The sequence below is a fragment of the Streptomyces sp. NPDC058308 genome (assembly GCF_042880275.1).
Lineage (GTDB): Bacteria > Actinomycetota > Actinomycetes > Streptomycetales > Streptomycetaceae > Streptomyces.
In genome coordinates this window covers 15,839-33,241 of sequence record NZ_JBHVZA010000053.1, presented here as the reverse complement: position 1 = coordinate 33,241, position 17,403 = coordinate 15,839, and the positions used below count along the sequence as shown (strand labels likewise).

General features: G+C 71.5%; 17 protein-coding genes. 5 read left to right on the top strand and 12 right to left on the bottom strand.

Annotated elements, in window-relative coordinates:
- Window positions 1-281: 281 nt before the first annotated feature.
- On the bottom strand, window positions 282-959 hold the full coding sequence (locus ACFVYL_RS37055) for a response regulator transcription factor (protein WP_384263922.1): 678 nt from the start codon (window positions 957-959) through the stop codon (window positions 282-284).
- Between the two features lie 471 nt (window positions 960-1,430).
- On the opposite strand from ACFVYL_RS37055, the gene ACFVYL_RS37050 reads away from it, so the two are divergent.
- Both ACFVYL_RS37050 and ACFVYL_RS37045 read left to right on the top strand, forming a co-directional pair.
- Window positions 1,431-2,927, top strand: coding sequence for a peptide MFS transporter (locus ACFVYL_RS37050; RefSeq protein ID WP_389724454.1), 1,497 nt, complete (start codon window positions 1,431-1,433; stop codon window positions 2,925-2,927).
- Between the two features lie 200 nt (window positions 2,928-3,127).
- The gene (locus tag ACFVYL_RS37045) at window positions 3,128-3,961 is read left to right on the top strand and encodes an alpha/beta hydrolase (protein ID WP_389724451.1); all 834 of its coding nucleotides are present in this window, start codon (window positions 3,128-3,130) and stop codon (window positions 3,959-3,961) included.
- A 257-nt stretch (window positions 3,962-4,218) separates the two neighbouring features.
- On the opposite strand, the gene ACFVYL_RS37040 is transcribed toward ACFVYL_RS37045, so the two are convergent.
- From ACFVYL_RS37040 to ACFVYL_RS37015, 6 genes are all read right to left on the bottom strand, one after another.
- On the bottom strand, window positions 4,219-5,547 hold the full coding sequence (locus tag ACFVYL_RS37040; protein ID WP_389724460.1) for a hypothetical protein: 1,329 nt from the start codon (window positions 5,545-5,547) through the stop codon (window positions 4,219-4,221).
- Entirely contained in the window at window positions 5,547-6,791 is a 1,245-nt protein-coding gene (locus ACFVYL_RS37035) for a hypothetical protein (protein ID WP_389724457.1), read from the bottom strand. The genes ACFVYL_RS37040 and ACFVYL_RS37035 overlap by 1 nt, the downstream gene beginning before the upstream one ends.
- An 83-nt stretch (window positions 6,792-6,874) precedes the next feature.
- On the bottom strand, window positions 6,875-7,837 hold the full coding sequence (locus ACFVYL_RS37030) for a hypothetical protein (protein WP_389724448.1): 963 nt from the start codon (window positions 7,835-7,837) through the stop codon (window positions 6,875-6,877).
- A 188-nt stretch (window positions 7,838-8,025) separates the two neighbouring features.
- Window positions 8,026-8,772 (bottom strand): LPXTG cell wall anchor domain-containing protein, encoded by a 747-nt coding sequence (locus ACFVYL_RS37025; protein ID WP_389724445.1) that lies wholly within the window; start codon window positions 8,770-8,772, stop codon window positions 8,026-8,028.
- A 239-nt stretch (window positions 8,773-9,011) separates the two neighbouring features.
- The gene (locus ACFVYL_RS37020; protein WP_389724443.1) at window positions 9,012-9,521 is read right to left on the bottom strand and encodes an ATP-binding protein; all 510 of its coding nucleotides are present in this window, start codon (window positions 9,519-9,521) and stop codon (window positions 9,012-9,014) included.
- A 250-nt stretch (window positions 9,522-9,771) separates the two neighbouring features.
- Entirely contained in the window at window positions 9,772-10,140 is a 369-nt protein-coding gene (locus ACFVYL_RS37015; protein ID WP_389724441.1) for an STAS domain-containing protein, read from the bottom strand.
- Between the two features lie 236 nt (window positions 10,141-10,376).
- Between ACFVYL_RS37015 and ACFVYL_RS37010 the strand changes: the two genes are divergently transcribed.
- Window positions 10,377-11,327 carry an RNA polymerase sigma factor SigF gene (locus ACFVYL_RS37010; protein WP_389724438.1) on the top strand — a complete coding sequence of 317 codons (951 nt, stop codon included), beginning with the start codon at window positions 10,377-10,379 and terminating at the stop codon, window positions 11,325-11,327.
- A 97-nt stretch (window positions 11,328-11,424) separates the two neighbouring features.
- On the opposite strand, the gene ACFVYL_RS37005 is transcribed toward ACFVYL_RS37010, so the two are convergent.
- Window positions 11,425-11,802 (bottom strand): ATP-binding protein, encoded by a 378-nt coding sequence (locus tag ACFVYL_RS37005; RefSeq protein ID WP_389724435.1) that lies wholly within the window; start codon window positions 11,800-11,802, stop codon window positions 11,425-11,427.
- A 115-nt stretch (window positions 11,803-11,917) separates the two neighbouring features.
- Here ACFVYL_RS37005 and ACFVYL_RS37000 point away from each other — a divergent pair, with 115 nt between their 5' ends.
- Together ACFVYL_RS37000 and ACFVYL_RS36995 are read left to right on the top strand one after the other, a co-directional pair.
- Window positions 11,918-12,769 carry a helix-turn-helix domain-containing protein gene (locus ACFVYL_RS37000; protein WP_389724432.1) on the top strand — a complete coding sequence of 284 codons (852 nt, stop codon included), beginning with the start codon at window positions 11,918-11,920 and terminating at the stop codon, window positions 12,767-12,769.
- Complete coding sequence (locus tag ACFVYL_RS36995) at window positions 12,750-12,965, top strand: DUF397 domain-containing protein (protein ID WP_389724429.1); 216 nt, start codon at window positions 12,750-12,752, stop codon at window positions 12,963-12,965. The genes ACFVYL_RS37000 and ACFVYL_RS36995 overlap by 20 nt, the downstream gene beginning before the upstream one ends.
- A gap of 51 nt (window positions 12,966-13,016) precedes the next feature.
- On the opposite strand, the gene ACFVYL_RS36990 is transcribed toward ACFVYL_RS36995, so the two are convergent.
- From ACFVYL_RS36990 to ACFVYL_RS36975, 4 genes are all read right to left on the bottom strand, one after another.
- Complete coding sequence (locus ACFVYL_RS36990; protein ID WP_389724426.1) at window positions 13,017-13,235, bottom strand: hypothetical protein; 219 nt, start codon at window positions 13,233-13,235, stop codon at window positions 13,017-13,019.
- 92 nt (window positions 13,236-13,327) lie between these two features.
- Window positions 13,328-14,509: an imidazolonepropionase gene (hutI, locus tag ACFVYL_RS36985; protein ID WP_389724423.1), complete on the bottom strand. Its 1,182-nt coding sequence runs from the start codon at window positions 14,507-14,509 to the stop codon at window positions 13,328-13,330.
- Between the two features lie 260 nt (window positions 14,510-14,769).
- Window positions 14,770-16,137, bottom strand: a complete 1,368-nt coding sequence (locus ACFVYL_RS36980; protein ID WP_389724420.1) for a formimidoylglutamate deiminase — start codon at window positions 16,135-16,137, stop codon at window positions 14,770-14,772.
- Complete coding sequence (locus tag ACFVYL_RS36975) at window positions 16,128-17,330, bottom strand: allantoate amidohydrolase (protein ID WP_389724417.1); 1,203 nt, start codon at window positions 17,328-17,330, stop codon at window positions 16,128-16,130. Before ACFVYL_RS36975 ends, ACFVYL_RS36980 begins: the two co-directional genes overlap by 10 nt.
- Between the last annotated feature and the right edge of the window lie 73 nt (window positions 17,331-17,403).

Here is a 17,403-nt window from a genome sequence, read left to right as displayed (position 1 = left end):
GTTCCCCGCGCCCCTAAAGGGGCCCGGCACGGGCCCAGCCAGGGGCGCGGGGAACTGCGCGACCAGCCACCCCCGGCCCGCAGAGGCCCCCGGTACCCGCATACGCAGACGCGTCTGCCTGCGGCGCCTTGGACGGCGAGTGCGGGATGCACCTGGGTTGCTCGCGCAGTTCCTCGCGCCCCTAAAGGGGCCCGGCACGGGCCCAGCCAGGGGCGCGGGGAACTGCGCGCCCAGCCAGCCACGGCCCGCAGAGACCCCCCGTACCCCCGGCGGCCCAGCCGTCAGCTTTTCTCGAAGCGGAAACCTACGCCCCGCACCGTCGCGATGTAACGAGGATTCGCCGCATCATCGCCCAGCTTCTTGCGCAGCCAGGAAATGTGCATGTCGAGGGTCTTGGTCGACGACCACCACGTCGTGTCCCAGACCTCCCGCATCAGCTGGTCACGCGTGACCACCCGCCCCGCGTCCCGGACCAGGACCCGGAGCAGGTCGAACTCCTTCGCGGTGAGCTGGAGCTCCTCGTCGCCCATCCAGGCCCGGTGCGACTCCACGTCGATCCGCACGCCGTGCGTGGCGGGCGCCTCCTTCGGCTCGGTGGAGCCGCGCCGGAGCAGCGCCCGCACCCGGGCGAGCAGCTCGGCGAGGCGGAAGGGTTTGGTCACGTAGTCGTCGGCGCCCGCGTCCAGACCGACGACGGTGTCCACCTCGTCGGCGCGCGCGGTCAGGATGAGGATCGGCACCGTGAGCCCGTCGGCCCGCAGTCGGCGGGCCACCTCCAGGCCGTCCATGCCGGGCAGCCCCAGATCGAGCACGACAAGATCGACACCACCCTGCAGCCCGGCGTCGAGAGCGGTCGGGCCGTCCTCACGCACTTCGACCTCGTAACCCTCCCTGCGCAGGGCGCGGGCCAGTGGCTCCGAGATGGACGCGTCGTCCTCGGCGAGCAGTACACGGGTCATGGAGTGATGGTAGTCCGCACTGGACAACGGTCGGGAGGTGATCGCACAGTGAAGAGCCGCGCCTGCGCCTGTGGGACGCGATTCTGTGAAACACCTTTGAATGTGTGCTGTTGGTTGCAGCGACACCTGTGATCCATGTCTCAAGTCCTTCCATATGCCTCCCTGCGGTGTCGTATGGTGACCCAACGCCTGATGCACTACTCAAGGACCTTTGGCCCGCTGTGCGCGCCTTAGGTCTCTTTTATGTGCGGGCCGGCTCCGGCCAGCCTTGAAAGGAATGACCTGTGGTCGGGCCCTGAGCGCGAGGATGCGCCAGGGTGTGGATCCCGGAGTCGCCGTCCCTCGCCCCCTTCTCACGGGGGCGAATCTCCCCTGGGCGTGGGGTTGGACGCCGCGACGACGGTGCCGACCGCCCCCCACCGGGCGCGCACACGCTCCTGCCAGCGCGTCCCGAACCCACGAGGATCGACCATGGCGTCCAGCCTGACGAAGGACTCCGCCAGTACCCCTGGCACCGAGAAGACCTTCTTCGGCCACCCCCGCGGACTGGCCACACTCTTCATGACCGAAATGTGGGAGCGCTACAGCTTCTACGGCATGAAGGCACTGCTCCCGCTGTACCTGATCGCCCCCGGCGGCATGAACATGAGCGCCACGACGGCGACGGCGATCTACTCCGTCTACATGTCGATGGTCTACCTGCTCGCCATGCCCGGCGGCTGGATGGCCGACCGCTTCTGGGGACCGCGCAAGACGGTCGTCATCGGCGCCTCCGTCGTCATCCTCGGCCACATCACGCTCGCGCTGCCGAGCGCGGCCTCCTTCTTCGTCGGCCTCGCGCTCGTCGCGCTCGGTTCCGGCCTGCTGAAGGCGAACATCTCCGTGATGGTCGGCCACCTCTACAAGGGTCCCGAGGACCCGCGCCGTGACGGTGGCTTCACGCTCTTCTACATCGGCATCAACCTCGGCGCCTTCCTCGCCCCGCTATCCATCGGCACGGTCGGCGAGAACGTGAACTGGCACTTCGGCTTCGCGCTCGCCGCGGTCGGCATGGCCCTGGGTCTCGCCCAGTTCATGCTCGGCTCGCGTCACCTGAGCGAGCAGAGCAGCGTGGTCTCCCAGCCCGCGACGCCCGAGCAGCGCCGCTCCGCGCTGCGCACCGGCCTGATCTGGCTGATCGTCGCCGCCGCGCTCTACACGCTGATGGGCGTCACCGGCAACTTCGCCGACTGGGCGCTGATGCCGCTGATCATCGCCGGCCTGATCATCCCGATCGTCGTCCTGGCGCGCATGAAGCGCGACAAGGACCTGTCGCAGCTCGAGCAGTCGAAGCTGTCGGGGTACATCTGGTTCTTCATCGTCGCCGCCGTCTTCTGGATGATCTACGACCAGAACGGCTCGACGCTGTCGATCTTCGGCAAGGGCTCGACGACGAACAACCTGCTCGGGTTCGACTTCCCGACGTCCTGGTACCAGTCGCTGAACCCGATCTTCATCATGGCCCTCGCCCCCGTGGTCGCCTCGGCGTGGCTGTGGCTGAACAAGCGGGGCAAGGAGCCGAGCACGGCCGTCAAGTTCGCCTCCAGCCTGACGCTGATCGGCATCTCCTTCGCCGTCTTCCTCATCCCGCTGATCGACACCGCCAACAACGGCGGCCGGGTCAGCCCGATGTGGCTGGTCGCGATCTACTTCATCCAGACCGTCGGCGAGCTCTGCCTCTCCCCGGTCGGCCTCTCGCTCACCACGAAGATGGCTCCGGAGAAGTACAGCGCCCAGATGATGGGTGTCTGGTTCCTCGCGGTCACCGCGGGCGACTCCGTGACGGGTCTGCTGACCTCGCCGCAGCTCGGCGTCGACCTGAACAATTCCGGCGCCGTCGCCGTCGAGGCGATCCTCGCGGTCATCGCGGGCTTCGGAATCTGGACGTCCCGCAAGAAGGTCAAGACGCTGATGGGCTCGGTCAACTGACCCTCCCCCTCCCAGCTCGCTGAAGGGCCGCCGCTCCTCTGGAACGGCGGCCCTTTCCGCGTCCCCGCCCGGACTCCTCGCAATACCCGTACTACTCGCACTACTCGCATCATGCGAACAGAGGAACGTTTGACCACTCGCGGCGGTGGTGCCGAGCGTTTCTGCGGATACGGGGGCGTCCGGCCGTGGAGCATCTGGCCATGCGCCGTACGTTGCTCATCCTGGCCCTCTGCGGGGCGCTGCTCTCGTCCAGTGCCGCCGCCCGGGCGGCCCCCGAGCCGCCCTCCGGGACGGTGTACCGGTACGGGGGCCACCCTCGTCAGAACATCACCGTGTACGGCGACGAGGGCCCCTCGCTGGTCATCCTGCACGGCGGCTACTGGTCGAAGGACACCGACTGGAGCCGCCGGGCCCGGTGGTTCGCGGCGCGCGGCTTCACCGTGTACGACACCGACTACCGGCTGACGTCGGACGCGGTCTGGCCCGCCCAGCGCGACGACGTCCTGGCGGCGCTCGGCTGGGTGCGACGGCGGGGCGGCTCGCTGCCGCTCGTGCTCGGGTCGTCGGCGGGCGGGCACCTGGCCCTCCAGGCGGGGGCGTACGGGGCGGGGCGGGCGCGGGTACGGGGCGTCGTCGCGCTGTCCCCCGTGGTGTCGCCGTACCGCGCCTGGAAGGCCGGCGCGAAGCGGGGTGCGTCCGCCGAGCGGCGGGAGCTGCGGCGGGCCGCCGTGCGGCTTGCGGGGTGCGTGCCGGGGCGCGCGGACCGCTCGGGGCGCGGGTGCCTGGAGCGGTGGGACGATCTGGCCGTCACGTCCCACGCCTCCGGACCGGACGACGCGCCGCTGCTGCTCATCCACTCGGCCGGGGACTTCGTGCCGCGGGCCCACTCGGTCGAGCTCGCGGGGGCGCAGCGGGGGGCGGGCCTCGCGGACGTCACGCTCCACACGGAACCTGGCTCCGCCCACGGAGGCCCCCTCCTCAAGCCTCCGGGCACGGCCCGGTCCGTCCTCCAGTGGCTACGGGACCACGGGTGACCGCGGCGGGGGCCACGGGCTGAACCCCGGCCCGTCGCCGGGTGCGGGCCGTTCTGGGCCGCTCGCGCAGTTCCCCGCGCCCCTCACGGGGCACCACGCCCGCCCCCAAGGGGCGCGAGGAACTGCGCGACCAGCCACACACACCCCGCAGAGGCCAACCGACCGAACCCCGCAGACGCGACTGCCCCGATGGCCCGTCGGCGGGTGCAGGCCGGCCTCGGTTGCCCGCGCAGTTCCCCGCGCCCCTTACGGGGGCGTTAGCGGAGGCCTCCTCTGCGCCTGGGGAGGAATGTGAATACCGCGCCCCCGAGGAGGATCACCGTGCCTGCGACCAGCCCGAGGGCCCGCAGCGCGCCGTCGTGCTCCGCGCCGGTCTCGGCGAGGCCACCGCCGGACGCGGAACCGCCCGATGTGGAGCCGCCCGCCGTGGAGCCGCCCGACCCCGAACCGCCGCCGGAACCCGACGCACCGCCGGGCTGCGCGGCCGTGTCCAGTTCGAGGGAGACGTCGCTCTTGGTGGGCGTGCACGTCGTGGTCGTGCCGAGTGCCTTGACCGTGAGGACGCCCGGCGAGAGCGTCGACCTGCCGTCGGCGCCCGGCTTGTAGGACCCGGTCAGGTCGGGGATCGTCATCGGATCACCGGACTTGATGGGCCCCTTGTTGGTCGGTCCCTCGACATGCACCGTGCCCTTGTCCGCGCCGCCCAGCTTGACCTCCATCGACGGCTTCACGGAGTCCGCGGGGATGTCGGCCGGGCTGTCCATCACGGACTTCTTGAACTGCACGGTCAGGCCGTAACTGCCGCCGTCCTTCTTGGCGTTGATCTGCACCGGCGAGGTCGCGTCCTTGTCGCCGATCGGCGTCTTGCACTTGTACGGCGTCTGGACCTCCTTGCCGGGGAAGTCGGTCTGCCCGTCGCCACCACCGGACGAGCCACCGGAGGAGCCGCTGGAGGAGCCACCGGCAGATCCACCCGTCGAGCCTCCGGAGGAGCCACCCGACGTACCCCCCGTACCGCCCGTACCGCCCGAACTGCCGCCCCCCGCCGTCACCTTGATCGTCGCGCCCGCCTTCACCTGCTCCTCGGGCTTGCACTTGGTGTCGGTCGAGATCGGCTTGCTGACGTTGATGTCGTACGCGTCCGGCGTGAGCGTCACCTCGCCGGCCGCGGTCAGTTTCAGCTTGCCCTTCATGTCGGACAGGATCATGGGGCTGTTCTTCTTGATGGGCGGATTCTTGCGCTCGCCCTCCACCTTGAGGTCCCCCGTCTGGCCCCCGGCCAGCTTGACCGTGCCGGTCGGCTTCACCGTGTCCGCGTCCAGGTCGAGGACGTCGGGGTTGCTGGACGCGGCCTGCGTCGTCTTCCAGACGATGTCGACCTCGTCGCCGACCTTCGCCGTGGCCGGCGCGGTGATCTCCACCTTGGTCGTGCCGTGCACGGGCGGCAGTCCGGAGACCGACGGGGGGATGCATTCGGTCTTGTAGGCGACTTCGGCGGCCTGTGCGGGCCCTGCGGCCAGCAGGGTGCCCGCTCCGCCCAGCAGGAGCGCGACCGAGGCCGCGCCCGCTCTCCGTCGATGCGTGATCACGTGGTTCCCTTCGTCGGACTGTTGTCGGACGGTGCGGAGAGCCGGCCTGCGGGTGCGCCGGGGTCGGTGTCGGGGGTGAACCAGGGCAGCGCGGTCGTCGGCTCCCCCGCGCCGGAACCGCTCGTACCGGAGCCACCGGCGCCGGGACCGCCGCTCGCTCCGGGCCCCCCTACGGGCTTCGTACGCGTCGTCGGCGCCGCATGGGACGCGCGCGGGGCGCGCGCCCGCCGGTCCGCCTCCACCGCCCCCTGCGGGAGCCTCAACCGCGGCAGGCGCCGGGCGAGTTCGGCGAGGCGGCCGGTCCGGTGGCGTCCGGCGCGCGAGACGCGGCGCCGGTTCGGGCGGAGCCGGTCGACGATCACCATGCCGATGCGGAAGACGGCCGCGGGCACCACGACGCAGAGCAGGATCCAGAAGACCGTCACGCCCCAGGGACGGCCCACGCCCCACGGCTGTTCGGCCAGGACCTTCCCGCCGAACCTCAGCGAGACCAGGTAGTCGCCGTGCGCGCCCGCCGGGAGCTCCACCGGCAGTCTGATCTGCGCCTTCTTGCCGGGCGCGATCGTGCCGCGCCACTGCTGCTCCTCCCACTGCGGGGCGAACACGCCGTGCGAGGTGCCGAGTTGGAAAACCGGGTCCTTGACCGGCGCGGAGCCGACGTTGCCGACGGTGAATTCCAGCTTGCGCTGCGGCGGCGCGCCGAACCAGGTCAGAACCCCGCTGGAGCCTTCGAGGCCGGTGTCCGTGAGGACGGTGAGCCGACCGCCGCCGGCCTGCTCGGGCAGCGCCTTCACGGGGTGGCCCGCGACCTTCAGTACCGCGTCGACCTGCTGTTTCTCGCCGGTCACCGTGGCGACGTGGACGACGCAGGGGCAGGGCTCGGGCGGCTCGGCCACGGGGAGCTTCCTGCTGAAGGCGCCGTCCTTGCCGGTGGTGACGGCCCGGCCGTCGGAGTTGGCGCAGGAGTTGGTGCCGCCGACGACGCCCTTGCCCGGCTCCGACTGGCCGCAGACGAGCAACATCAGGAGGGCCTCGGGCCGCCACCCCGCACCCTTGACGGTGACGGAACCGCCCTTGCCCGCCTGGGACGCCGAGAGCTTGACGGTGGGCTTGCCGTCGGCGGCATCGGCAGCGGCGGAGGCGGAGGCGGAGGCGTTCGGCAGGAGCGCGAACCCGAGCACGGACAGCGTGGCCACGACAGCCAGCAGGGGCAGGGCCCGTAGGGGCAGGGCATCCCGCACCCGAACGGGCCCCGCACCCCGCCCCGGGAGCCCCGCGCGCCCCACACCGGCCGTCGTCGCCGGGCCGGACCTGTTCTTCCCGTTCACCGTTCCTCCCCCGTCCCCGCTCGGGCCAACTCCCTTGCGCCGTACGCGCCCTGCTCCTGTTCACCCGCCGGTTCGGACTCCTCCGAACGCCGTCTCCGTCTGCGTGCGCGCAGGAGAGCGACCGCCCCGCCCACCACGGCGAGCAGCAGCGCGCCCCCGCCCGCCACCGCGCCCCACGGCACAAGGCGGGCCGAGGCCGTGGCGCTGTCACGGGCGTCCCCCGCCGCCGTGGCGGTGAGCTCGACGTCGACCGCGTCGAGCGCGGGTGCGTCCCGCCACGGTTCGGTCAGGGAGACCCGGCGGCCGGGCAGCAGCTCGACCGGCAGCGGGCGTGCGGGGCGGTCGAGGAGGGTCCCGAAGACACCCTTCGCGTGCACCGCGAGCTTCGGCGTCAGCACGGTGTTGCCGCGGTTGACCAGGTCGTACGTGATGCGTCCCGCACCGGCGTCGACCTTGACGCGCTCGACGGTGAGCGCCGAGAGCGTCGGCCCGCCGACCCGCAGCTGCACGCGCACGCCCACCGTGCGGCCGCCGCTGCTCGCGACGATCGCGCCCGGGTGGTCGCCGGGCAGCGCGCCGGTGGGCACGGACACGGTGAACGGCACCTCGGCGCGGGTCCGCGGCGGGACCTTCACCTGCCGTTTCGCGAAGGTGATCCACGCCCCGGTCCCCTTCGGCCTGCCCTTGGCCGGAGTGACGGAGACCGCGCCGGAGCCGGTGTTCTCCGCGTCCGCGCCCCGCAGGGAGACCGTGCGGGGCTTCGGGCCGGGGTTGGTGACGGCCAGGGTGTCCTGGAGCACCGCGCCGGGGGCGCCCTCCGCGTAGAAGGCGGGCCGCCCGTCCTTCGCGGGCCGCGCGCCGCCACCCGCGGAGGGCGCGACGGACCACCGCGCGGAGCCGCCGCCGTCCGCGTGCGCGGGGGCCGCGGCCGCCACCACGAGGGCGGCGGTGCACAGCACGCCCCGGGCTACGGCCCGTGCTACGGCCCCTACTGAGGCCCGTGTTGAAGCCCGTGCTGAGGACGGCATGGGCTGCTTGGGCGTCGGCGGCTCCAGCGGCATCGGCGGCATCGGCGGCATCGGCGGCTCCTGAATCTCCTCGCGTGACCGCGGGATCGCGGGATCGCGGGCGGCGGGTGCTGCCTGGCCTACCGCGAGCGCGCCGCCTGGTTCCTGCGGGTCAGCCAGAGCGTGCCCGCCGCACCGGCGAGCAGCACGGTGCCGCCGAGGGTGCCGAGCGCGACGGCGGAGTCGGCGGGCCCGGTCTGCGGGAGTTCCCCGCCGGAGGGGGCGCTGTCCGAGCCGCCCGACGTACCGCCGGAGCCGCCCGTCGCGTCCGAGCCGCCCGACGTACCGCCGGACCCCGCGTCGGATCCGCCGCCGGAGCCCTTGACGTCCAGTTCGAGGGACGGCTTGGGGTTGTTGGACGGCGTGCACGTGGTGGTCGTACCGAGCGCCTTGATCGTGAGCACGCCCGCGGTGAAGGTCGCCTTGCCGGTCTTCTTGGGCGTGTACGTCCCCGACAGGTCACTGATCTTGATGGGGGTGTTGGCGGGGATCGCCTCGGAGTTCGGTGCGCCGGAGACCGGCACGGTGCCGCTGTCGGCCCCGCCCACCTTGATCACCGCACTTGGCTTCATCGCGCCCTTGCCGAGCTCCACGGGGCTGGAGGACACACCCTTCTGGAACGACATGGTGAGCTTGTACGCGCTGCCGCTCTTGACGCTCTTGATGTCGATCGGCGAGACGGCGCTCTTGTTCCCGATGGGCGTCTTGCACTGGTAGTTGACGTCCTGGACGGTGGCCTGCGCGGCGGGGGCGGCCATCAGCACCGCTGAGCCGCCGGCCAGGGCGGCGGCAAGCGCGAGCGCGGCCGACTTCTTCGTGTGCGACACCTCGTTGTCCCCTCATGCCGGTCTTGGCGTGCCGCGGTGCGGAGTTACCTGTGTTACTGACGGCACATCAGATTGGGCGCTCAAGGTACGCCCGGGGCCTTGTCGAGGGAAGACAAAAGACGCGCCGGATCCGTAGTGATCCGGCGCGTGTGCGAACCGCGGGTAGGCGTGCGCGAACCGCGGGTAACAGCGGCATGGCGCTATGGAGCGAGGGACGGGGGACGGGGGGGCAACGGGGCCTAGGCCGGAGCGCCCAGCTCCGCCCACACCGTCTTGCCCGCGGCCCCGGGCGTCCGTACGACACCCCAGTCCAGGCAGAGCCGCTGGACGATGAACATTCCGTGCCCGCCGGGCCGCCCCGCGCGGTGCGGCGTGCGCGGCGCGGGCTGGCCCGTGCCGCGGTCGGTGACCTCGATGCGCAGGACCTTGCCGTCGCAGGAGAGCCAGAGCTCGTCGGGGCCCTCGGCGTGCAGGCAGGCGTTGGTGACGAGCTCGGAGACGACAAGGAGGACGTCCTCGGCGGCGGCACGCCCTTCGGCGCTCTCCGCGGGCAGCCAGCCCCAGGCGTGGAGCGCCTCGCGGGTGTAGTCCCGGGCGAGCGGGACGATGCCGCTCGCGCCGTCCAGGCTCAGCCTGCGGACCTGCCGGCCCGCAGGCGTTCCGGAGACCCGGTCCGCAGGAGCGTCAGCGACTGCGGCCTCGGACTCCGGGCCGTGGTCGCCCGGCGAGTAAGGCCGGGTGGTGCTCATCAGCGCTTCACCTCACCGACAGGAGGACTGAGGACTCTGGACACGTAGAGAACTCTGGGCGAGTAGGGGACATCGGCTGCTTGCCGTTCTGACTGTTGACTTGAGGTCCGTTGTCGACGGATCCAGGTCTCTCCTGCCCGGACGAACCGTGAGAACACCCACTTGTTCGCCCCGGTCCCTGTGACGCCGGTAACGCCTTGATCACACAGAGACAACTGACGCGTAACTTTCGCGTGCGACCTTCACGGGCTCATTCACCGAGGGCCTCCGCGAGCGTTCCGTGGACCGTGAAGACGGCCTCCGCGCCGGTGATCTCGAAGACCCGGGCCACCACCGGAAGCATCCCGGCCAGGTGCACACCGCCCCCTGCGGCCTCGGCCTTGAGCCGGGCCCCGAGGAGTACGTTGAGCCCCGTGGAGTCACAGAACTCCAGGCGCGAGCAGTCGACGACCAGTCGTGCGTAGCCCTCTTCCAGGCACTTTTCGAGCGGGTCGCGCAACACATCGGCGGTGTGGTGATCCAACTCACCCGCCGGGGTGACCACGGCACTCGTACCCATCTTTCGCACTTCGACCAGAAGCCGGCCCCTGTGCGCGCTGCCGACCGTCCCGCGGTCCATCGTCACTCTCTTCCGACCGTCGTGGCTGTTGATGACGCCCCTGAACATTACGCCCTCCCTGCGCTCCGGGGTACCCGAACATCCCCCCGAATTCGGACATTTCGCCGCAGAACGCACTTGCGACTGACGCGCGGAAGCGGGTAGGGGTAGTAGAGACAGCAATCGACACGGACGGCTTTGGAGGCGCCGCACACCGCAGTGCACGTATTGGCATCGGCAGCCATATGCCGAGAACGATGGAGGACACCATGTCACCCCGGCTCGACGAATCGCATACTGACCAGGCGTCGTCGACACTCCCGCCGCACCACTCCGCAACCGCGATTCCGGGTCCTGCCCACGAGCCCCTGCCGGCTTCAGACCCCGTGGACGAGCTCACCGCCCTTCCCGAGCTCCCGGAGATCCCGCCGTACGACGAGGTGGGGCCGCTCGACGCGCGGGCCCTGTCCAAGACCCTCTTCGAGCGCTTCGAGTCGCTTGAGGAAGGCACCCACGAATACGCGTATGTCCGCAACACCCTGGTCGAACTCAACCTCGCCCTGGTGAAGTTCGCGGCCTCCCGGTTCCGCTCCCGCAGCGAGCCGATGGAGGACATCATCCAGGTCGGCACGATCGGCCTCATCAAGGCGATCGACCGGTTCGAGCTCAGCCGCGGCGTGGAATTCCCCACCTTCGCGATGCCGACGATCGTCGGCGAGATCAAGCGCTTCTTCCGTGACACGAGTTGGTCGGTACGCGTACCGCGCCGCCTCCAGGAACTCCGACTGGACCTCGCCAAGGCGGGCGACGAACTCGCCCAGCAATTCGATCGCGCCCCCACGGTGGGCGAGCTCGCCGAGCGCCTGGGCATCTCCAACGACGAGGTCGTCGAGGGGATGGCCGCGTCCAACGCCTACACGGCGAGCTCGCTGGACGCACAGCCCGAGGAGGACGACTCCGAAGGCGCGCTGGCGGACCGCATCGGCTACGAGGACCACGGACTCGAAGGCATCGAGTACGTCGAGTCGCTGAAGCCGCTGATCGCCGAACTCCCGCCGCGCGACCGGAAGATCCTCTCGCTGCGCTTCGTCGCCAACATGACGCAGTCGGAGATCGGCGAGGAGCTCGGCATCTCCCAGATGCACGTCTCCCGCCTGCTCTCGCGCACCCTCGTCAAGCTCCGCAAGGGACTTACGGTCGAGGAGTGAGGTGCCGCTGCGCTGCGCCTGAACGGCTCTGTGGGGCCCGCCTGTTGAACAGGCGGGCCCCACATCTTTCCCCTGCCCGGAACGGACCGCGGCACTCCTACCCCTCCCCCAGTTCGCACCAGACGGTCTTGCTGTCGGGCCCCTGCTCCACGCCCCAGCGCAGCGAGACGGCGTCGAGGAGCGCGAGGCCCCGCCCGGTCTCGTCGTCGCTCCCCGCCTTGCGCAGCAGGGGCCAGGCGCGCGGGTCGGGGTCGGTGACGGCGACGCGGATCCGCCCTCGGGCGGTGGTGAGGCGGACCGTGACGGGCGTGCCCTCACCGAGGTGCCGGATCACGTTGCTGAGCAGCTCACTGACGCAGAGCTGTACGTCGGGGTGCGGGCCGTAGGGGGGCCCGCTCAGGGTGTGGCGAAGCTCGGGGACCGCCTTGGGGACGGCGAGGAGTGCGAGTTCGAAGTCGGGGGCGGGATCTCTCATCGCGGGGTACGCCTTTCCGTGCTCTCTGTGACCGTTCAGTCACACAGTGGCGTGGGGTGGCGTAGCGTGACAGGGGTTTGAGCTCCACTGCGCGAAGTATGGAAGGCGGTCAACTGTGGCGGCACGCAAGGACATCGACGGCTCGGCGAGTGTCCCCGCCTTCTACGGCAAGGAGCTGCGCTGGAAACGCGAGGCGGCGGGCCGCACGCTCCAGGAGACCGTGGAGGGCAGCTACTTCGGGGCGTCTTACCTGAGCGAGATCGAGCGGGGTGAGCGGCGGATGCCGGTGGAACTGGCTCGGCATGTGGATCAGCTGCTGGGGACGGACGGCTTCTTCGAGCGACGGTCCGGGGACGTACGGAAGGCACGGCAGGGCGCGCATGCGGACTACTTCTTGCAGGTCTTGGAGGCGGAGCCCCGGGCACGGATGATCGAGGAGTGGAACGCCACCCTCTTCCCGGGGCTGTTGCAGACCTCGACGTACGCGCAAGCGGTAATCCACTCCACGTATCCGCTGGACCTTCCGGAGGAGGTCGATGCGAAGATCAACGCCCGCCTACAACGGGCCAAGCTTTTCGACAACCCCAAGAAGCCGGAGTACTGGACGATCCTGCACGAGTCCCTGCTCCGGGAGCCGATCGTCTCGCCGGAGGCGATGGCTGAACAGCTGAACCACATCGCTGCGTTGGCGAAGCGTCGCCGGATCGTTCCACAGCTCCTCCTGTGGAACGCTCCAACCCGTCCCTTCATGGATTTGCCGCTCCTGTTCATGGAGTTCGACGACGCCCCGCCGCTCATGTACACGGAAGGCGCGTACCACGGCCAGTGCATCGACGATCCCACCCTCGTGCAGCCGTACCGGAAGGCTTACGATCGGCTCAGGGCCGCCGCACTGCCGCCGGAGGCGTCCCTCGCCATGATCGAGGATGCGGCTGAGGATTTCCGAAATGGCAAGCCACGACTATGACTTGAGTACAGCAACCTGGCGCAAAAGCAGCTACAGCAACGGCGGTGGCGGCAACTGCGTCGAGGTAGCCAACGGCCTCCCCGGCATCGTCCCCGTACGGGACTCCAAGGTCACGGACGGCCCCGTCCTCGTCGTCCCGGCGACCGCGTGGGCCCCCTTCGTCTCCGCCGTCAGCCGCGGCGAGCTGCCCGCCTGACGGAGGGGAGGGGGGAGGGGCCACCCGCGAAGGTGGCCCCCAGCAGGGTGGTCAGCCGACCGGCGGCTTGACCCAGCCCTTGCGGACCAGCTGGTCACAGTGCCACTTGCCCTGCGCCGGGCTCTCACCCTTGTCCGCGGTCGCCTTGAGGCAGGACGCGTAGGAGAACGGAGGGCCGTCCTGGAGGGTGGAGGCGGGGGCGGCCTGGGCGGTCGCCGCCGACAGGCCGAGCCCTCCGGCGGCCACCGCCAGGGCCAGGACCGTACTCATTCGACGCACAATATTCTCCTCTTCTCGCGTCTCGTCGTGCCGAAGCGGAACGCTCCTGCGATCGCTCAACGAGAGAGGCCGTCAGCGGGAAATCACCCATCCGCTTTAACTCGCGTACCTCCACGCCACACCTCGCCGACCAGCGGCACCCCCGGCCGGTACGCCAGGTGGACGTGGCTCGGGGCGTCGAGGAGGGCGAGGTCGGCGCGCGCGCCCTCGCGGAGCACGCCGATGTCGTCGCGGCGCAGGGCCGCCGCGCCGCCCGCCGTCGCGGACCAGATCGCCTCGTCGGGGGTCATGCCCATGTCCCGTACCGCCAGGGCGATGCAGAAGGGGACCGAGGAGGTGAAGGACGAGCCGGGGTTGCAGTCCGTGGAGAGGGCCACCGTCGCGCCCGCGTCCAGGAGGCGGCGGGCGTCCGGCCACTCGGCGCGGGTGGAGAACTCCGCGCCGGGGAGGAGCGTCGCCACCGTGTTGCCCTGCGCCAGGGCGTCCACGTCGGCGTCGGTGAGGTGCGTGCAGTGGTCGGCGCTCGCCGCGTCCAGTTCGACGGCCAGTTGGACGCCGGGGCCGTACGAGAGCTGGTTGGCGTGGATGCGGGGGTGCAGGCCCTTCGCCTTGCCCGCCGTCAGGATCGCGCGGGCCTGGTCGCCGTCGAACGCGCCCTTCTCGCAGAACACGTCGATCCAGCGGGCGTGGGGCGCACAGGCGTCCAGCATCTCGCCGGTGACCAGGTCGACGTAGGCCGCCGGGTCCTCCGCGTAGTCCGGGGAGACGATGTGGGCGCCGAGGAACGTGACCTCCTCGGTGTGGCGGGCCGCGATGCGCAGGGCGCGGGACTCGTCCTCCGTGTTCAGGCCGTAGCCCGACTTCGTCTCGAAGGTGGTCGTGCCCTGGCGGAGCGCTTCGCGGAGGTAGTGCGTGACGTTCGCCTCCAGCTCCGCGTCGGTCGCGGCGCGGGTCGCCGCCACCGTCGTACGGATGCCGCCCGCCGAGTACGCGCGGCCCGACATGCGGGCGTTGAACTCCTGGGTGCGGTCGCCCGCGAAGACGAGGTGGCTGTGGGAGTCCACGAAGCCGGGGATCGCGGCGCGGCCGTTCGCGTCGTGGGTCTTGTCCGCGGCGGGGGCCTTGGCTGCCGGGCCCACCCAGGCGATCCTCTCGTCGTCCAGGACGACGGCCGCGTCCGTGAGGAGGCCGATGGGGGTGCCGTCACCCTGCGCGGGGTCGTTGGTGACGAGGCTGGCGATGTTGGTGATGAGGGTGGTGGTCATGGGGTCCTCTGCGGGTTGGTGGGGGCGGGCGTCGTGCCTCCGGCGGTTCTTTCCCCGATCCCGCCCCTTCCCGAGAATTCCGGCTCCGCCGGCCGGGGTGGCCGTCGATCACCGGCTTCGCCGAGTTCGTCCTCAATCGCCGGACGGGCTGAAGATTCCGCCCCAGCGGCAAGGGAGAGCGGGGTCAGGGGCGGGACCCCAGCCCGTCCTCAATCGCCGGACGGGCTGAAGATTCAGCCCCAGCGGGGTCGGGGGACACGTCAGTCTCTGAGTGCCGCGATCGCCTCCGTCAGCGCCGACGGGACGTCGGGGACCAGCTCGTGCGCCCCGTCCCGTACGACATGGCGGCCGCCCACCACCGTGTGCCGGACATCCGCCGCCGTCGCCGCGAACACCGCCGTCTCAGCGGCGAGGCGCGGCACGGGGCCCGCCGTGCGGACCGAGTCGAGGGCGATCGTGGTGAGGTCGGCGAGTGCGCCCGGCTCGATGACGCCCGCGTCCGGCCAGCCCAGCGCCGCGTGACCGTCGGCCGTTGCCGCGCGCAGCAGCGCCGCCGCCGTCCAGTGGCCACGCGTGTGCGAGCGGAGGCGTTCGTTCAGCTCCATCGCGCGCGCCTCCTCCAGGATGTCGATCACCGCGTGGCTGTCGCTGCCCAGGGAGAGCGGGCTGCCCGCGCGCTGGAGGGCGACTGCGGGGCCGATGCCGTCCGCCAGGTCGCGTTCCGTCGTGGGGCACATGCACGTGCCGGAGGAGGAGCCGCCGAGCAGGGCGATGTCCTCGTCCGTGAGGTGCGTGTTGTGGACGCCGGTCGTGCGCGCGCCCAGCACACCGTGGTCGGCGAGCAGGCGCGTCGGCGTGCGGCCGTGCACCGCGCGGCACGCGTCGTTCTCCGCCGTCTGCTCGGAGAGGTGGACGTGGAGGGGGGCCCGGCGATCCGCCGCCCACTCCACCACCGTGCCCAACTGCCGTGCCGGGACCGCCCGTACGGAGTGGATCGCCGCGCCGATCCGGGCGTGCGGGCGCTCCTTGAGGGCCGAGGCCCGCTCCGCCCACGCCTGCGTCGTGCCGTCGGAGAAGCGCAGCTGGTGGCGGTCGGGCTCCTTGCCGCGCTCCTCGCTCAGCAGCCCCGAGGCCACGTACGCCGTGTCGAGGAGGGTGATGCGGACGCCCGCGTCCGAGGCGGCCTGGATCAGCGCCTCGCCCATCGCGTTGGGGTCCGCGTACGGGGTGCCGCCCGGCCCGTGGTGGAGGTAGTGGAACTCCCCCACCGTCGTGATGCCGGCCAGCGCCATCTCCGCGTACACCGCGCGGGCCAGCGCGTGGTACGACTCCGGCGTCAGGCGGTCCGCCACCGAGTACATGACCTCGCGCCACGTCCAGAACGTGCCGGAGCCGACCTGGACGGTGCCGCGCAGGGCGCGGTGGAAGGCGTGGCTATGGGCGTTGGCGAGGCCGGGGAGCGTCAGGCCGCGCAGCACCCGCGCGCCGGGCGGCGGGGCCTCGACGCCCTCGCGGACCGCCGTGATCCGGTCGCCGGTGACCTCCACCGCCACGCCCGGCTCGACATGCGTGCCGAGCCAGGCGTGCTCCAGCCAGTACGTGTCCGTCCGCTCCGTCGTCACCTGCACGCCAGCCCTTCCAGTACGTCGGCCAGTGCGGTCACCCCGGCCAGGCAGTCGTCCTCGGCGGCGTATTCGGCCGGGGAGTGCGAGACGCCCGTGGGGTTCCGTACGAACAGCATGGCGGTGGGGATCGACCCGGACAAAATACCCGCGTCGTGCCCGGCGCCCGTGCCGAGTACGGGGAGCGGCCGGTCCGTGCCCGCGCCCAGGATCGCGCCCAGCTCGTCGCGCAGCGCATGCTCGAACTCGACGACCGGCGTGAAGGACTCCCGTACGACGTCGAGGTCGATGCCGTGCCGGTCCGCGTACTCGCGGGCCGCCTTCTCGATGCCCGTGACGACCGTGTCGAGGGTGGCCTGGTCGGCCGCCCGCGAGTCCAGCCAGCCGCGTACGAGGGACGGGATCGCGTTGACGCCGTTCGGCTCGACGGAGATCTTGCCGAACGTGGCGACGGCGCCCGCGAGTTCGGCCTCGCGGCGGGCGGCGAGGGCCGTCTCCGCGTACGACAGCATCGGGTCGCGGCGGTCGACGAGCCGGGTCGTGCCCGCGTGGTTGGCCTCGCCCCGGAAGTCGAAGCGCCAGCGGCCGTGCGGCCAGATGGCGGACGCGATGCCCACGGCGTCGCCGGTCAGGTCCAGGGCCCGGCCCTGCTCGACGTGCAGCTCCACGAACGCGCCGATGCGGGCGAGGCGCTCGGGGTCGGGGCCTATCCCGTACGGGTCGTAGCCCGCCGCTTCCATGGCCTGCGGCAGCGATACGCCGTCGCCGTCCCGGAGCTTGTGCGCCGCCTCGACGGTGAGCTGACCCGCGGTGAGCCTCGACCCCACGCAGGCCAGGCCGAAGCGGGCGCCCTCCTCGTCGCCGAAGTTGACGATGGCGAGCGGCCTGGTGAGCTCGGCGCCGCGGGCGCGGAGTTCGTCGAGCGCGGCGAAGGAGGAGACGACGCCGAGGGGGCCGTCGAAGGCGCCGCCGTCGGGCACGGAGTCGAGGTGGGAGCCGGTGACGACGGCGTCCCCCGCGGCGGGGTCGCCGAGCCACGCCCACTGGTTGCCGTTGCGGTCCAGTTCGTAGGTCAGGCCTCGCGACTGCGCCTGCTGGACGAACCAGGCCCGGCAGTCGGCGTCGGCCGGCGTCCACGCGTGGCGGCGGTAGCCGCGGGTGGCGGGGTCCTGTCCGATGGGCTTCAGGTCTCGCCACATCTCCTGGAAGGAGGGGGCGGAGGACGCGGGGCTCCGCCCCGGACCCCGCTCCTCAATCGCCGGAGGGGCTGAA

Excerpts from the sequence above, each read along its gene's own strand:
- ACFVYL_RS37005 (WP_389724435.1), bottom strand. The coding sequence starts at position 11,802 with ATGAGAGATCCCGCCCCCGACTTCGAACTCGCACTCCTCGCCGTCCCC.
- ACFVYL_RS36975 (WP_389724417.1), bottom strand. The coding sequence starts at position 17,330 with ATGTGGCGAGACCTGAAGCCCATCGGACAGGACCCCGCCACCCGCGGC.
- ACFVYL_RS36990 (WP_389724426.1), bottom strand. The coding sequence starts at position 13,235 with ATGAGTACGGTCCTGGCCCTGGCGGTGGCCGCCGGAGGGCTCGGCCTG.
- ACFVYL_RS37010 (WP_389724438.1), top strand. The coding sequence starts at position 10,377 with ATGGAGGACACCATGTCACCCCGGCTCGACGAATCGCATACTGACCAG.
- ACFVYL_RS37055 (WP_384263922.1), bottom strand. The coding sequence starts at position 959 with ATGACCCGTGTACTGCTCGCCGAGGACGACGCGTCCATCTCGGAGCCA.
- ACFVYL_RS37015 (WP_389724441.1), bottom strand. The coding sequence starts at position 10,140 with ATGGACCGCGGGACGGTCGGCAGCGCGCACAGGGGCCGGCTTCTGGTC.
- ACFVYL_RS37050 (WP_389724454.1), top strand. The coding sequence starts at position 1,431 with ATGGCGTCCAGCCTGACGAAGGACTCCGCCAGTACCCCTGGCACCGAG.
- ACFVYL_RS37045 (WP_389724451.1), top strand. The coding sequence starts at position 3,128 with ATGCGCCGTACGTTGCTCATCCTGGCCCTCTGCGGGGCGCTGCTCTCG.
- ACFVYL_RS36995 (WP_389724429.1), top strand. The coding sequence starts at position 12,750 with ATGGCAAGCCACGACTATGACTTGAGTACAGCAACCTGGCGCAAAAGC.
- ACFVYL_RS37020 (WP_389724443.1), bottom strand. The coding sequence starts at position 9,521 with ATGAGCACCACCCGGCCTTACTCGCCGGGCGACCACGGCCCGGAGTCC.
- hutI (WP_389724423.1), bottom strand. The coding sequence starts at position 14,509 with ATGACCACCACCCTCATCACCAACATCGCCAGCCTCGTCACCAACGAC.